Annotated in this window: 13 protein-coding genes and 4 tRNA genes; 6 read left to right on the plus strand and 11 right to left on the minus strand. The window is 38.4% G+C overall.

Features of this window, described 5'->3' with window-relative positions; translation table 11 throughout:
• Positions 1-166: 166 nt before the first annotated feature.
• The 3 genes from purM to LT090_RS09490 all read left to right on the plus strand — a co-directional run bounded on the left by purM (position 167) and on the right by LT090_RS09490 (position 2745).
• Entirely contained in the window at positions 167-1207 is a 1041-nt protein-coding gene (purM, locus tag LT090_RS09480) for a phosphoribosylformylglycinamidine cyclo-ligase (protein WP_068545491.1), read from the plus strand.
• Between the two features lies 1 nt (position 1208).
• Positions 1209-1859: a phosphoribosylglycinamide formyltransferase gene (purN, locus tag LT090_RS09485; RefSeq protein WP_068545581.1), complete on the plus strand. Its 651-nt coding sequence runs from the start codon at positions 1209-1211 to the stop codon at positions 1857-1859.
• Between the two features lie 115 nt (positions 1860-1974).
• Positions 1975-2745: a DUF3108 domain-containing protein gene (locus LT090_RS09490; protein WP_068545490.1), complete on the plus strand. Its 771-nt coding sequence runs from the start codon at positions 1975-1977 to the stop codon at positions 2743-2745.
• Here the strand turns inward: LT090_RS09490 and LT090_RS09495 are convergent.
• Positions 2738-3526 carry a class II glutamine amidotransferase gene (locus LT090_RS09495; protein WP_068545489.1) on the minus strand — a complete coding sequence of 263 codons (789 nt, stop codon included), beginning with the start codon at positions 3524-3526 and terminating at the stop codon, positions 2738-2740. The genes LT090_RS09490 and LT090_RS09495 overlap by 8 nt on opposite strands.
• Positions 3527-3700: 174 nt before the next feature.
• Here LT090_RS09495 and fadE point away from each other — a divergent pair, with 174 nt between their 5' ends.
• The gene (gene fadE / locus LT090_RS09500) at positions 3701-6199 is read left to right on the plus strand and encodes an acyl-CoA dehydrogenase FadE (RefSeq protein ID WP_068545488.1); all 2499 of its coding nucleotides are present in this window, start codon (positions 3701-3703) and stop codon (positions 6197-6199) included.
• Between the two features lie 72 nt (positions 6200-6271).
• Here the strand turns inward: fadE and LT090_RS09505 are convergent, their stop codons facing one another.
• The 8 genes from LT090_RS09505 to dnaQ form a co-directional block, all read right to left on the minus strand.
• On the minus strand, positions 6272-6835 hold the full coding sequence (locus LT090_RS09505) for a DUF4136 domain-containing protein (RefSeq protein WP_068545487.1): 564 nt from the start codon (positions 6833-6835) through the stop codon (positions 6272-6274).
• A gap of 382 nt (positions 6836-7217) precedes the next feature.
• On the minus strand, positions 7218-9854 hold the full coding sequence (locus tag LT090_RS09510) for a M16 family metallopeptidase (RefSeq protein WP_068545486.1): 2637 nt from the start codon (positions 9852-9854) through the stop codon (positions 7218-7220).
• Positions 9841-9987, minus strand: coding sequence for a hypothetical protein (locus tag LT090_RS17020; RefSeq protein ID WP_157726599.1), 147 nt, complete (start codon positions 9985-9987; stop codon positions 9841-9843). Before LT090_RS17020 ends, LT090_RS09510 begins: the two co-directional genes overlap by 14 nt.
• Before the next feature lie 1236 nt (positions 9988-11223).
• Positions 11224-11300 (minus strand) — tRNA-Asp (locus LT090_RS09515).
• Between the two features lie 45 nt (positions 11301-11345).
• Positions 11346-11422, minus strand: a tRNA-Asp gene (locus tag LT090_RS09520).
• 26 nt (positions 11423-11448) lie between these two features.
• A tRNA-Asp gene (locus LT090_RS09525) sits at positions 11449-11525 on the minus strand.
• A gap of 28 nt (positions 11526-11553) precedes the next feature.
• Positions 11554-11630 (minus strand) — tRNA-Asp (locus LT090_RS09530).
• A gap of 204 nt (positions 11631-11834) precedes the next feature.
• Positions 11835-12569, minus strand: coding sequence for a DNA polymerase III subunit epsilon (gene dnaQ / locus LT090_RS09535; protein ID WP_068545485.1), 735 nt, complete (start codon positions 12567-12569; stop codon positions 11835-11837).
• Positions 12570-12780: 211 nt separating this feature from the next.
• On the opposite strand from dnaQ, the gene rnhA reads away from it, so the two are divergent.
• Positions 12781-13245 (plus strand): ribonuclease HI, encoded by a 465-nt coding sequence (rnhA, locus tag LT090_RS09540; protein WP_068545484.1) that lies wholly within the window; start codon positions 12781-12783, stop codon positions 13243-13245.
• Positions 13246-13350: 105 nt separating this feature from the next.
• Positions 13351-14223: an MBL fold metallo-hydrolase gene (locus tag LT090_RS09545; RefSeq protein WP_068545483.1), complete on the plus strand. Its 873-nt coding sequence runs from the start codon at positions 13351-13353 to the stop codon at positions 14221-14223.
• 60 nt (positions 14224-14283) lie between these two features.
• Here LT090_RS09545 and LT090_RS09550 read toward each other — a convergent pair whose 3' ends face one another.
• Both LT090_RS09550 and LT090_RS09555 read right to left on the minus strand, forming a co-directional pair.
• Positions 14284-14814 (minus strand): DUF2919 family protein, encoded by a 531-nt coding sequence (locus LT090_RS09550; protein ID WP_068545482.1) that lies wholly within the window; start codon positions 14812-14814, stop codon positions 14284-14286.
• A 42-nt stretch (positions 14815-14856) separates the two neighbouring features.
• Complete coding sequence (locus LT090_RS09555) at positions 14857-15243, minus strand: GFA family protein (protein ID WP_226996460.1); 387 nt, start codon at positions 15241-15243, stop codon at positions 14857-14859.
• Position 15244: the final 1 nt, after the last annotated feature.

Here is a 15244-nt window from a genome sequence, read left to right on the forward strand (position 1 = left end):
TTATCATAAAGGTTAAGAATTTAACCAAGAAAAGAAAATATTTTCTCACAAAGATTTTATATCAGACTCAGCGCTGTTAGAATAGGCGCAATTTTTATTAGTATAGTAGCTAAACTTGAATTAAATCTTCAATTTCAGATACGCAAAACATTTTTAAGGGTTCAACGTGAGCGAGCAAAAACAATCTCTAAGTTACAAAGATGCAGGTGTTGATATCGATGCAGGTAATGCATTAGTAGAAAACATTAAAGGCGCTGTAAAAAGAACAACTCGTCCAGAGGTTATGGGTGGCATTGGTGGCTTTGGTGCTATTTGTCAAATTCCAGCAGGTTATAAAGAACCAGTTCTAATTTCTGGTACTGATGGTGTTGGTACTAAGCTACGTTTAGCAATTGACCTTAAAAAGCACGACACTGTAGGTATTGATTTAGTTGCGATGTGTGTAAATGATTTATTAGTACTTGGTGCTGAGCCATTGTACTTTCTTGACTATTACGCAACTGCAAAACTTGATGTTGATGTAGCTTCGTCTGTTGTCGAAGGTATCGCTGAAGGTTGTATTCAATCAGGTTGTGCGCTTGTTGGTGGAGAAACCGCTGAAATGCCAGGCATGTATCACCAAGGTGACTATGACATCGCAGGTTTCTGTACTGGCGTAGCGGAAAAATCTAATCTAATTGATGGTTCACAAGTTGGTGAAGGCGACGTGCTAATTGCTCTTGCATCATCAGGTCCTCATTCAAACGGTTTTTCACTAATTCGTAAAGTATTAGAAGTAAACAATACCGACACTAATGAAATGTTAGGTGATAAGTCTATCGGCGAGCATTTACTTGAGCCGACTAAGATTTACGTAAAATCTACACTTGCAATGTTGAAAGAAGTGAAAGCACATGCTTTATCTCACATTACTGGTGGCGGTTTTTGGGAAAACATTCCACGTGTACTTCCGAAAGGTAGCAAAGCAGTAATTGATGGTAATAGCTGGCAGTGGCCTGAAATTTTCAACTGGTTACAAGAGAAAGGTAATATTACTACTCATGAAATGTACCGTACCTTTAACTGTGGTGTTGGTATGATCATCGCTGTTCCAGCAGACAAAGCGCAGCAATGTATCGACATTTTAACAAGCCACGGCGAAAAAGCTTGGAACATCGGTGAAATCCAAGCAGCTAGCGATGATGAAGAACAAGTGGTTATCAACTAACATGGCTAATGACAAACGAATTGTTGTATTAATTTCTGGAAACGGTAGTAATTTGCAGGCGATTATCGATGCCTGCAAAGACAAACAAATTCCTGGTAATGTAGTTGGCGTTGTTTCAAATAAGGCCGACGTATACGGCCTGCAAAGAGCAGCGAATGATGATATTGCTTCGAGTGTTTTATCACACAAAGAGTTTGCTAGCCGTGAAGATTATGATCAAGAATTAATTAGCGTTATCGATAGCTACAAGCCAGATTTAGTAGTACTTGCAGGCTTTATGCGAATACTTACAGCGAGCTTCGTGCAACATTTTGAAGGAAAATTATTGAACATTCACCCTTCTTTGTTGCCTAAGTATCAAGGTTTAAACACTCATCAACGAGCAATTGACGCTGGCGACACCGAACACGGTGTTAGCGTGCACTTTGTCACAGAAGAACTTGATGGTGGACCGGTTATCTTACAGGCAAAAGTGCCTGTATTCGAAAATGATAACGCTGATGATTTAGCAATGCGAGTGCATGAACAAGAACATAGAATATACCCTTTGGTGGTTAAATGGTTTTGTTCAGACCGCTTAACGATGACAGAAGAATCTGCCATGCTAGACAACAAGCGTTTACCAATGCACGGCTATGCGAGTGACAGTTAAAGCAATTAATTAGCTAGTTAATTGAATTAACTAAATAAACCATACTTAGTTTTTATAACTGTTTTTGCAACTTAAGTATGGTTTTATTCAAAATCTTAGCCATACTAGGAATATTATGGCTAAATTATTTATTAAAAAAATCCTTATTATTGTTAGCGCATTCGCTCTAACTGCCCATGCTGAGTCTGCTCCTGTAGTTAATGCAATTGACGACTTTACCGCAAAATATAACATTGTCCATGGCGGTGATATAAAAGGTAAAGCGGTCAGAAAACTCAAAACCAGAGACAATGGCGATATCGAATTTAGTTATCGTACTGATATTGAATGGATGATATTTAGTGATCACCGCAATGAAGAAACGGTCAATCAAGTAGTTGACGGTGTTGTTATTCCAAAACTTTATATCTCAAGTCGAGAAGGCACTGGCTCAGACAAGTATTATGGCTGGTCTTACGATTACGCTAAAAAAACCGCAACTAATTTAAAAAAGAAAAAACCAAAACCTCAAGAGGTAGAATGGCCTGAAGGATTACAAAGTAAATTAAGCTTTCATCTTCAATCACGTTTTAATCTAATCAATAATCGCAAAAACTTTAATTTTGAAGTGATCAGTACCAACGGAAAAATCAAAAATTATAATTTTGAATATATTGGTAAAGAAGATTTAATGTTGCCTTATGGCAATATTGAAGCAATCAAACTTAAACGAAAAAAACCAGACAGTAAACAAGTGACTTATGTCTGGTTCGCGCCGTCACTTAATTATTTAATGGTAAAGTTATATCTATACGAGAGCGACTTTAAGCAATTTCATGCCGAGCTAGTTTCAGTAACAGATGACACGATTAAAGCCGAAGTCGAACCAACATCTGAGGTTAAATAATCGCTTCTGGCTGCCCTACTATTTCACCACCGACAAAAGCTAACCAGTTACCTTGCTGCATTTTGAACCATTGCTCATCTATGGTTAATGGCTCGGTGGCAATAACTGTCACTATATCGTTTTCTGTAGTTTCTTTCTTAAAATCTATGGCGACATCAGCGTCAAGTAACTTGGCAGGTCCAAATGGTGCTCGACGGGTTATCCAATGCAATTTAGTCGCACAATAAGCGAAAATAAACTCACCATCAGATAAAATCAAATTAAACACGCCAAACCGGGCAACACGTTGCGATAGTTGTCCTAAATATCGATATAGCGCGGAATCATCAGGTCTTTGATCGCCAAAATTAAGCCTTAACTGCTCTAAAATCCAAACAAATGCTTGTTCTGAGTCCGTGCTGCCAATCGACAATAATTTGTGGGTCGATAATGCTTCTTTATACCCCGCTAACTGACCATTATGTGCATAGGTAAAGTTCCTTCCCCATAATTCGCGAGTAAAAGGATGGGTATTTTCTAGACAAACTGCACCGGCATTTGCCTGGCGAATATGACAAACAACCGCCTTGCTTTTTATTGGATAGTTACTAACCAAATCAGCAATTTCAGATTGATGACTAGGCTGCGGATCCTTAAATGTTCGACAACCTTTACCTTCATAAAAAGTTATCCCCCAACCGTCTTTATGCGGCCCGGTATTCCCGCCTCGTTGCATCAATCCAGCAAAACTAAAACATATATCAGTTGGTACATTGGCACTCATCGCCAACAGTTCACACATTTCATATCCTTAACGCAAATTAGTAAGTAACACATTCTATAGCTGAACTATAATTTATGTCGGTAATTAATGTAAACAATTCGTTAAAATTTTAATTGAATTTGTACCCGTATCAGTCTATGCTTTAACTAAGTGGTCAGACCTGTAAGATTTAAGTAGTACGAGGAAGTAGTTATGGAGTTTTCAATTTGGTTAGCTATATCGATAGCTGCGACATTTTATTTAGCGTATCACCGCACATCTTTAGGCGTATTTACTACCGTATATACAGCGCTAATGTTGCTCGGTACATTTTTTGATTTTACCGGCTTATTTAGTTGGATTATTTTTCTTTTAATTGCCCTTCCGCTCAATGTTTCGAGCCTTCGTCAGCAATTAATCAGTGAAAAGTTACTTAGAGCATTTCAAAAAATAATGCCACAAATGTCGAGCACAGAACGAGAAGCTCTTAACGCAGGTACAACTTGGTTTGAAGCAGAATTATTTAAAGGCGACCCAAACTGGGATAAGCTGCACAAATATCCACAACCTAGACTCAGTAAAGAAGAGCAAGACTTCCTTAACGGCCCAGTCGAAGAAGTTTGTCGATTATGTGACGACTGGCAAACAACTCACGAACTAGCAGACTTGTCACCAGAGGTATGGCAGTACCTTAAAGATAATAAATTCTTCGCCATGATTATTAAAAAGCAATATGGTGGCCTCGAATTTAGCGCCTATGCACAATCGCGTGTTTTACAAAAGTTAAGTGGCTGTTCAATTGTTTTAGCAAGTACCGTTGGTGTACCTAACTCATTAGGACCTGGAGAATTATTGCAGCATTACGGTACTAAGGAACAACAAGACCATTATTTACCAAGATTAGCGACCGGTGAAGAAATTCCCTGTTTCGCTTTAACTAGCCCTGAAGCTGGTTCTGATGCCGGTGCGATCCCTGATTTTGGCGTTGTTTGTAAAGGCGAATACGACGGTGAAGAAGTGATCGGTATGCGTTTAACCTGGGATAAGCGTTATATTACCTTAGCCCCTGTTGCAACAATTCTTGGTCTCGCTTTCAAATTATACGATCCGGAAAATCTCATCGGTAAAGAGACAGATTTAGGCATTACTTGTGCATTAATTCCAACAGATATTGATGGCATAAAAATTGGCCGTCGTCACTTCCCTCTTAATGTACCGTTCCAAAACGGTCCGACCCAAGGCGAAGATATATTTGTGCCACTAGATTTTATTATCGGTGGCAAAGAAATGGCTGGTCAGGGATGGCGCATGCTGGTTGAATGTTTGTCTGTAGGTAGAGCAATTACCTTACCTTCAAACGCTGCAGGCGGCGTGAAATCTATGGCTTTAGCAACCGGTGCATACAGTCGTATACGCCGTCAGTTCAAGCTACCGATTGGTAAACTTGAAGGTGTTGAAGAAGCGTTAGCCCGTATTGGAGGTAATGCTTATTTAATGGACGCCGTTACTACCATGTCTACAGGTTCAATCGACTTAGGTGAGAAACCTTCCGTCGTATCTGCGATTTGTAAGTATCATTTAACAGAGAAAATGCGTTCTTGTATTAGTGATGCTATGGACATTCATGGTGGCAAAGGTATCTGTTTAGGTCCAAACAATTATTTAGGTCGAGGATATCAAGGTGCTCCAATTGCGATCACAGTTGAAGGAGCGAATATTCTTACCCGAAACATGATCATATACGGTCAAGGCGCGATTCGCTGTCATCCATACGTTTATGCAGAATTAGAAGCAGCAAACAACGATGACTTTACTGAAGCATTGCATGACTTTGATGAAGCATTATTTGGTCATATCGGATTTACCATTTCAAATTTAGTTCGTTCGATTTCATTTTCGTTTGGTGGTTGGCGCTTAATTGGCACACCATTTAAAGACAGTACGATGAAATACTACAAACACATAACTCGCTTTAGCTCAAACTTGGCGCTTCTTTCGGATCTATCTATGGCGTCTCTAGGCGGCGATTTAAAACGAAAAGAAAGAGTATCTGCGCGTTTAGGAGACATGTTAAGTTATCTTTATCTTGCCGCAGCGACATTAAAACGTTTTCAAGATGAAGGTCGACAACAAGAAGACCTGCCACTATTGCATTGGGCGATGAGAGACAGTTTGTTTAAGTGTCAGCAAGCGATGATTGATGTTTGTGATAACTTTCCAAATGCAATGTTAGGAAAAGCATTTAAATTGCTTGTCATCCCATTTGGCGCAAGTTTGAAGAAACCTTCAGACATACTCGATCACCAAGTTGCGCAATTATTGCAGGCCCCTTCTGCAGCGCGCACACGATTAGGTGCAGGGCAATATTTAGGTGAAGATAAAGAAAACCCGTTTGGATTACTCGAGTTGACGTTGAAGCATATGATAGTGAGTGAAAAAATTATTGCTGATTTAAGCAAAGCTAGCGGTAAACATTATCGTATGATTAATTTAGATCAAGTAGCTGAACAAGCGCTTGAAAATCAGTTAATTAATAAAGATGAAGCGGAACACTTAATTGCTACTGAAGCATTGAGAAAATCTGTGATTAATGTTGATGACTTTGACCCTATGGATCTTGTTATAGACAAAGAAGCACATATTGCTAATGAAAAAGCTAGGTTAAAAAGTAGCAACCTAAAAAATAGTAAAGCTGACCATAAAGCAGCTTAAGCGATATAAAGTATATTGAATGTTAAAGAGCTCGCCATTGGCGAGCTCTTTTTTTATCAAATAGTTTTAGCTTCATTCTACTGCAGTCACTTGCGGTGGAAATTCTTTAAATATCGCTTCAATTATAAGCCTTACAGCTTCATCTCGTTCTTTAGCATTGTCATAATTCTTAATTCTTTGCGAAAGACTGCTACGCCAAACCGTCTTAGCGGTCTTATTATCAATGACATCAACGATAAGTGTGCCTTCAGTATACTGCCTAACGTCTACTGTAGAAGCAGTGCCTATCGTTCGATAACGACACCTATAACAATTTGCTACCACGCTCATCGGGATCGTAGTTACTTGAGTTCTATCTTTAGTAAAGACGAAATATTGAATCTTTACATCAGCATCTTTTTCAACGGAAGTCGCGAAACCTTTACTATTAAGGTTTGCTGCAATCGCGTTATTTATGCGATCTCGGTTGATATCACTTAACATTGGATTTTCCACTGATACATCACCGACAATATTATAGGTTTTTACAGAAGTAAAATCGTAATCTACACTGTAATCAGTTTCAGCGTTTAAGGTAGTAGTGCATGCGGATAACAGCATAAGAACCGGTAAAATAGCCAATTTCATTGTTTTCATAAATATTTTTTCATCAAACTAAAGTTAATATTATGATAGTGGTTAATCATCGATTTTCCTACTAAATGTTTGACACATAATTCGCTTTTCACGATATAAACTGAACATATAGTCGATACTAGATCAGTGACCATTGACATGAATTTAGTCCTGTACTAACAACAGAGCAGCGATTTTCTGCGCTAATCTCTACATGCATAATGTGAAAAAATGGTAATAGAAGCTGCGATTTTTGATGAAACCTGTTTACTTTAGTTAAGCTATCAAAATGTTATCAATTACTGATTTAGTAAGTATTTAAGTAATTCATATTATCACGGCTTAGATACAAAAAACGCCTGAAATATCAGGCGTTTTTGGGTTTTATATTAAAAGCAATTAATTACTTTTTAAGTTTTGCAAAGTCACCAGCTTTAAAGGCATTAATGTCTAAAGAGCCGATATATTTATTAAAGGCTGCATTGACATCTTCAAGGGTCAACTTCTGTACGTCTTCGATTTGTTGGTCATAACGACCTAAATCTTCATCTAATTTACTTGCGCGCTGTAACACACCAGCAATGTATTCATCACTAGCCCAAGCATGGTTTCTACTGCTAATAAACCCTTTTACCGCTTGGTCCAATTCTTCAGCGGTAAAACCATCGGCTACCACTTTTGCAGCCTCTTCTTTGTACGCTGCGACAACGTTATCCATGTTTTCTGGTGCAGAAATAGCTGCAGCATAATACATACCTTGAGTATCTAAGCTATTAACTTGCATGCCAGCGCCAACCGTATAACTATAACCTTCTTTAACACGAATGCGTGCACCGATACGTGAAGAGAATGAATCGCCTCCAAAGATCGTAGTAGCCATTTTTAGTGCTAAGTAATCTTCATGATTAACATTCATAGTGATTGGGTTAATTATATATAACTGCGCATTTGCTTTGTCTGGCGTCTCAGTACTTATCGTTAAACCGGTAGTTTGTTTCATGCTACTTGTCATGTACTCGTACTCTGTATCATTAACAAAGCCAGATAATTGCTTATGCAGTTGTGCAGATATTTTGTCTGAATCAACATCACCAACAATGGCAATATGACCATTAACAATATTAGTATGACTGCGGTACAAACTTTCTAATTCTGATGACGTAATCGCTTTTGTAGCAGCAATTCTTTCATCTAAAGTCATATATGCTTTTGGATGCCCTTTCGGGTAGTTAGCAAGCGCTTCTTTAAAGCTATTACCAGCAACCTTTGATGGATCATTGCGCTCTGACTCAATTCTAGCAATCGAACTACGCTTCATTACTTCTAACTCATTTCCTGGGAATGTTGGCGCCGCCATGATTTCACCAAATAACGCAATAGTTGCATCTAAGTTAGATTTGTCTGTACTTATCGCTACGTCAGTTGAACCTGCCGATGTTGCGATATTAATAGAGCTTTTTAATTGGTCTAGCTTGCTAACAATTTCTTCTTTTGAATACTTTGCATTGCCCTTTTTCAACAATGCTCCAACATAACCAATTGCACTGCCTTTATATGCTAAGTTTTCAGCAGTACCACTTGGAAAGTGCATTTTTATTATGATTTGTTCGCCGCGAAGCACTTTCGGGTAAACGTTTATCTTTGTCCCTTCTGCCCATTGCGACTTTATTAAACGATTTTTAATGTTAGCCACCGTGTTGTCGTACACTTCGCCCGCAGTAGCAACTGCATTACCTTTAAAATCTTTCAGCAATTCAGTTAAATCAGGAGCAGCTGGAATTTCAGCGCGAACTGGTTTTTCAGTTGGAATAAAGCGTCCTACAGTGCGGTTACTTCGAATAAGGTACTTTTCTGCTGCTTGCACTTGCTCTAAAGTGGTGCGTGCAACAACATCTCTTGAATAAAAAGCTTGACGATAATCGCCTAGTGAAATGTATTCAGAAAGCGCCATTCCAACGCCAGTAACACTGCGTAATGCTTGTTCTATTTGGCGAGCCATTTTTGCTTTTGCCAAATCAACTTCTTGTTGTGTAATTGGGTTATCTTTGAGGTTTTCTACAATATTAATTAATTCATCTTCCATTACTGCAATATCTGAATCTTTATTGCCTTCAACAAAAAGCAAAAACTGTGAACTATCTTTTAAATCAAAGGTGAAATTAGATGCACTTGTAGCGATCCCCTTTTCAACCAATGATTTTTGTAAGCGGCCACGAGTAGCGTCACCTAAAATTTCAGTCAATATCTGCAAAGCACCTGCTTCAGCGTGTAACGCTGATGGTGTATGGTAAGACAAGCCAACAATAGGCAAATTCCCTACGCGACGAATATTTATGGTGCGTTCGCCATCTTGCGTTGGCTCCACAGTATAAAGTGGCTCAATCGGCTTTTCAGGTTTTGCAATAGCACCAAAGTGTTTTTCAACTAACGCCTTGGTTTTTTCCTTATCGAATCGACCAGCAATTGTCACAACTGCATTATCTGGACGATAATGCTTTTTATAGAACTCTCGTAATCGTTGGAAAGGGAAGTTTTCTACATCACTACGGGCACCAATCGTGCTGTTACCATAGTTATGCCAAATAAACGCGGTTGAAGACATACGAGCCATTAACATACGGAATGAATTCGTTTCGTTACGCTCCATTTCGTTGCGAACAACTGTCATTTCACTCTTCAAATCTTCTTCGGTAAATGTCGCATTAACCATACGGTCAGCTTCCATGCCAATCGCCCATTCAAGGCTATCTTCATTTGCGTCAAACGTTTCAAAGTAATTTGTTCGATCTAGCCATGTAGATGCATTTTTACCCATGCCACGTTTTTTGAATTCCTTATCAATAGACTTATAATTTGTCGAACCTTTAAACAACATATGCTCAAGTAAGTGCGCCATGCCGGTTTCACCATAATACTCGTGTCTTGAACCTACGCGGTAAGTAACATTAACTAAAGTTTTTGGTTGTGATGGATCAGGGTAAAATAAAACCTTCATACCATTTTGAAGCATATACTCATCAATACCTTCAACATTTCGCACGAAATGTTAATGTTCCAGCTTGTTGCTGAGCCTGTACAACTTCAGTGGTTGCTAAATTATCATTTTTACAGCCTGAAAGACCTAATGCTAAAGTAACTGATAATCCGATTAAACTCGGTTTTAAAAATTTCATGAAATAACCTTATGTTAATTGTCACTGATCTAACACTCTTCACTTAATCTGAATTCTATTTTCTATATAAGCGAAAATATAGATCTTGTTTGCTTAATGCCTACCACACTATGCGTAGTTAATTTTTTATGTGTGTACCCTACCTAAACTCACTGTATATGCAATTTAAAAGCACATAATAAACATATAATTTTATGTTTATATTTATCAAATTTTCATTAAGTCTTTGTTTTAAAAGGATATTTGTCAAAACAGTGAATTTTAAACAAATTGTAACCATTCATTTCATTGACTTTATTTTAACCAATAACTAGTCGCGTCAATGCGCTTTTTTACAATAATAATGTGACACAACTATTCGTTGAATCCTGCCTAATCAAAAGAGCTGTAGCTTAGTAGTTATGTTGACCTCGCTTTTTCAATTTTATAGGCTCGTTATAACCTTTTAGAGGTTGCAGTGACTCATTAGATACAACTTGTGGTAATTAAAAATATTTTATTCATAGGCATGTTATAACCTGTGAGAGGTTCCATCCAAAAACATGATGGAATGATGTATATGGATGTACGAATGCAAATAGGTTCACGGATGAACGTTTTCTATTTGTGACGGCGCTATTTTTCAACATATGTGTGTTTCAGATAGACCTTATAAAGAGTCTAACCAACTGAACTACCACTCGGCAATTTTGTTTCTAATATGGTTTGGGAATTTAATGTTTAGATTTCGAAAACATAATTGGCGGACATGTTGTCGGGACTCGAACCCGCGACAAACAGACACCTGACAGGCCGCTAAGACCTTATAAAGAGCCTAACCAACTGAACTACCACTTGGTAATTATGTTTTAATATTGTTTTGAGTTTAAATCGGATTTTTTCTTGGAAAACATAATTGGCGGACATGTTGTCCGGACTCGTATTCGAGGACAAGCTTTTTTAAACTGCAAATATGGGAGCTAAAGTCAGAGTTTAATAAGGAAAACATAATTGGCGGACATGTTGTCCGGACTCGTAATCGAGGACAAGCTTTTTTAAACTGCAAATATGGGAGCTAAAGTCAGAGTTTAATAAGGAAAACATAATTGGCGGAGTGGACGGGACTCGAACCCGCGACAAACAGACACGTGACAGGCCGCTAAGACCTTATAAGAGCCTAACCAACTGAACTACCACTCGGTAATTTTGTTTCTAATATGGTTTGGGAATTTAATGTTTAGATTTGGAAAACATAATTGGCGGAGTGGACGGGACTCGAACCCGCGACCCCCGGCGTGACAGGCCGGTATTCTAACCAACTGAACTACCACTCCGCGCGTATGCTTGCATTGTGTAACGACAAATAATTTAATCAAAGTTGGCGGAGTGGACGGGACTCGAACCCGCGACCCCCGGCGTGACAGGCCGGTATTCTAACCAACTGAACTACCACTCCGCGATAATTTGATTTGTTTTATAAACTGGCGGAGTGGACGGGACTCGAACCCGCGACCCCCGGCGTGACAGGCCGGTATTCTAACCAACTGAACTACCACTCCGCAGAGATATAAAACTGATGAAAGAGATTGGCGGAGTGGACGGGACTCGAACCCGCGACCCCCGGCGTGACAGGCCGGTATTCTAACCAACTGAACTACCACTCCGCATCTAAGTCATCTGCAACAACTTGTCGTTGAATGCGGAGCGAATAATACGGATATGAACAATTCGAGTCAACTACTTTTTTGAATAAAAATCACTGACTGTGCAAATGTCGAACAATCAGCACAAAATAGAGACAAAAAATTGCAAATTTCTCGACTATTTTAATATTCAGAGGGCTTTCTTAGTCATTATTCAAAAGTAAGTTATTCGCCCTGCTTACCATGCCAGAGGCTGTGTCCGGTCTTTTCTTCGACAATCGCCAAGCGTTCAATATGAGCTTGCTCTTCTTCTTGAGTTGCTTTTACGACTTTTAACGGTGGACGATTGGTATCTAAACGTCGAATGGCTGCAGAATCGCCTGTATCTTCTTTTCCTTGAGATAAGTTTAACGTGTTTTGAAAACGCGTCATCTCAACATAAACATAGGCAAGTAACTGAGCATCAATTAATGCGCCATGGTAGGTACGGTCAACCAGCTTCTCGACACCGTAATGCTTTGCCAAGAAATCTAAGGTTTTTGGACCGCCTAATACATCCCTCGAAGTTTTAAGAGTATCGGTTACGCTGCAAATATCATTTGTCATTGGCAAACCACGGCGAGTCATCGCAAATTCATGATCCATAAAGCCGACGTCAAATTTAGCATTGTGAATAACCAATTCAGCACCTTTTATAAATTCGATAAATTCATCCGCCACTTGATTAAACAGTGGTTTATCTGCCAAGAACTCATTACTTAAGCCATGAATATTAATAACTTCCTGTTCCATATGGTACTGGGGATTAATATAGGCGTGATAAGTTCGACCGGTAAACTTACGGTCGATCAGTTCGACACAACCGATTTCGACAATACGATGACCCTGTTTAGGGTCTATGCCGGTTGTTTCTGTATCAAGAACGACCAAACGTTGTGGTTTTGATTCTTCAGCGAGCACGATTTATCCAAAAAATTTATAATTTGTACTATTCAAGCAAATTTTACCGTAGTTAGTAAACAATAATCGTCCTAGTTTTTAAATTAGTTGTTAAATTAGTTGTTAAATTAGTTGTTAAATTAATTTGTTAAAAATAGTTCGTTAAAAAATTTGACTAGTACAATGCAATAACTGATAAACTTAGCGAACTTAAATTTAAATAAAAAACACTATGCAAAAACATGTAGAAATATACACCGACGGTTCATGCCTAGGAAATCCAGGTCCAGGTGGTTATGGCGCAGTATTAAAATACAACGGCCACGACAAAGAATTAGCCAAAGGCTATAAACTTACCACCAACAACCGTATGGAAATGCTTGCTACTATCGTTGCTCTGCAAACATTAACCGAACCTTGTAAGGTTACGATAACAACCGACAGTCAATATGTTCGTCAAGGCATTACTCAGTGGATCCACAATTGGGTAAAAAACAACTGGCGCACTGCAAGCAAACAACCAGTTAAAAATGTTGATTTATGGAAAGCATTGTTTGAAGAAACCAAACGTCACGATATTGAGTGGAAGTGGGTTAAAGGTCATTCAGGCCATCCTGAAAACGAACGTTGTGACGATTTAGCTCGCACAGCAGCTGAAGGTAGTGAATTATTCGACGACACCGGTTACCAAGCCTAAACCTAGTTTTAAGGAAAAATGACCAGAAACTTAATCATTGATAAGTCAATATTTATAGATGATTAGCAAAGAATACCAATTAGATTAAATATTTTAGGAAAGACTATGGCTTTACATATTCAAGAATTTTTCCATAAAGCTTCATTTACGCTGACGTATATTGTTGTCGACCGTGTATCGAAAGAATGTGCGATAATCGACCCTGCATTAGACTACGATCAACTTGCTAGTAGCGTAGATAGCGCGTTTGCAAAGCAGTTAATTAACTACATTAATGACAATCAATTAACGCTAAAATACATCTTAGAAACTCATGCTCACGCAGATCATATTTCATCTGCCTTTTATCTTAAGCAACAGCTTGGCGGTCAAATATGTATCGGAAGCGGCATTAAAGGCATTCAAAAAACCTTTAAGACGGTATTTAACTTAGCTAAAGATTTTAATACCCAAGGCGTACAGTTTGATCAATTACTTAAAGATGGTGATGTACTGCCGATAGGTAATTTTGAATTTTCAGTGATGGAAACGCCTGGACATACACCTGACAGTTTAACTTATATTATTGAGGGTAACGCATTTATTGGTGATACCTTATTCATGCCAGATTCTGGCTCAGCACGTTGTGATTTTCCAGGTGGCGATGCAGCGCTGTTATATCAATCGATTCAAAAGATTTTCGCATTGGGTGATGATACCAACTTATATATGTGTCATGACTATCAACCGGGTGGCCGAGAGATTAAATTTTTAACGTCCGTTAAAGAGCAGAAAAACCAAAACATACACCTTAAAGGCAATGTAAACGAAAAAGACTACGTTGCAACGAGGGAAGCTCGCGATGCAACATTAGCCAATCCAAAGCTAATATTCCCATCATTGCAATGTAATATCCAAGCTGGCGATCTTCCAAGCGCTGATGCTCAAGGTTTACATTACTTTAAATACCCTATTTCTGGTGTTGAACATTTAAGATAACAGCTGGTTTCGAGCAATAGAAGATAAAAAGGGGCTTTCGCCCGCTTTTATCTTCTATTATTATTCATTCAATTTTTGATTTTCAATGTCGGTGAGTCTTCGACCTTTCTTTGCTTCTAATTCTTCAGGAAATTCAGTTAAATTTAATTTTGCTCTATGGTGAAACTTAGTTAAGGATAATAATAATATTGCTAATAAGCTTTGCCCGATCAGCCACTGCAACTGCCCCAACTCCGCCACAAAATAAAACGACCAGTACAAGATTAAATCAAGCGCAATCAATACCAAACTTAAACGATAAAACTTAGACCACATCGACTTTACAAAGTCACTAGCCCCGGGTTTGCGATTAATTAAAACATATATTAAAAATAATCCAGGGATACCTGTCGCGATATTCAGATATAACATCTTAGGATCGGGGTAAAACCATTGAGCTAGCGCTAATTTATCTCTTAAGTTCACAAAAGATAAAATTGAAATCACCACAGCTCGCAGCAAAAAAAGTGCGATAAAGTAATACAGCACTGATAATTTTAAGCAGTTATATTTATCAAAGTCGTTATAGGTGTAACGTGAAAATTCTGACATTTAATTCTAATTACTTATTGCGAAAATTCGCTTATTCAGCACCTATTCAGCACTAAGGTGCGATAATTTATGGGCATGTGATTCCCAATCTTGACCATTAAACGCTTCCAATGACCATTGTTGCCAGTCAGTCGTATCGAGGCACCTTGCGTTAACACTATAGCCATCTGGATTAGAACGCGGAACATAGAATGACTTAATACCGCAATTGCTACAAAAATAATGCTGCGCTACTTTTGAATTGAACTGATAACAAGTTAAGTTGTTGTTTTCGGTTAATAACTTAAACGATGTTTTTGGCACGATCAGATGAATATAGCCAGTCATCGAACAAATAGAACAATTGCAAGAATGTAACGTTGTAGATTCATCAACGTCTATTTCAAATTTTACATTACCACAATGGCAACCACCACTATAAATAGCCAAC

Origin of the sequence: Thalassotalea crassostreae, assembly GCF_001831495.1 — a bacterium.
In the GTDB taxonomy this organism is placed as follows: domain Bacteria; phylum Pseudomonadota; class Gammaproteobacteria; order Enterobacterales; family Alteromonadaceae; genus Thalassotalea_A; species Thalassotalea_A crassostreae.

Bases quoted from the DNA above. Each gene is read 5' to 3' on its own strand.
- purN (WP_068545581.1), top strand. From the start codon at position 1,209: ATGGCTAATGACAAACGAATTGTTGTATTAATTTCTGGAAACGGTAGT.
- LT090_RS09490 (WP_068545490.1), top strand. From the start codon at position 1,975: ATGGCTAAATTATTTATTAAAAAAATCCTTATTATTGTTAGCGCATTC.
- LT090_RS09495 (WP_068545489.1), bottom strand. From the start codon at position 3,526: ATGTGTGAACTGTTGGCGATGAGTGCCAATGTACCAACTGATATATGT.
- fadE (WP_068545488.1), top strand. From the start codon at position 3,701: ATGGAGTTTTCAATTTGGTTAGCTATATCGATAGCTGCGACATTTTAT.
- LT090_RS09505 (WP_068545487.1), bottom strand. From the start codon at position 6,835: ATGAAAACAATGAAATTGGCTATTTTACCGGTTCTTATGCTGTTATCC.
- LT090_RS17020 (WP_157726599.1), bottom strand. From the start codon at position 9,987: ATGAAATTTTTAAAACCGAGTTTAATCGGATTATCAGTTACTTTAGCA.
- rnhA (WP_068545484.1), top strand. From the start codon at position 12,781: ATGCAAAAACATGTAGAAATATACACCGACGGTTCATGCCTAGGAAAT.
- LT090_RS09545 (WP_068545483.1), top strand. From the start codon at position 13,351: ATGGCTTTACATATTCAAGAATTTTTCCATAAAGCTTCATTTACGCTG.
- LT090_RS09550 (WP_068545482.1), bottom strand. From the start codon at position 14,814: ATGTCAGAATTTTCACGTTACACCTATAACGACTTTGATAAATATAAC.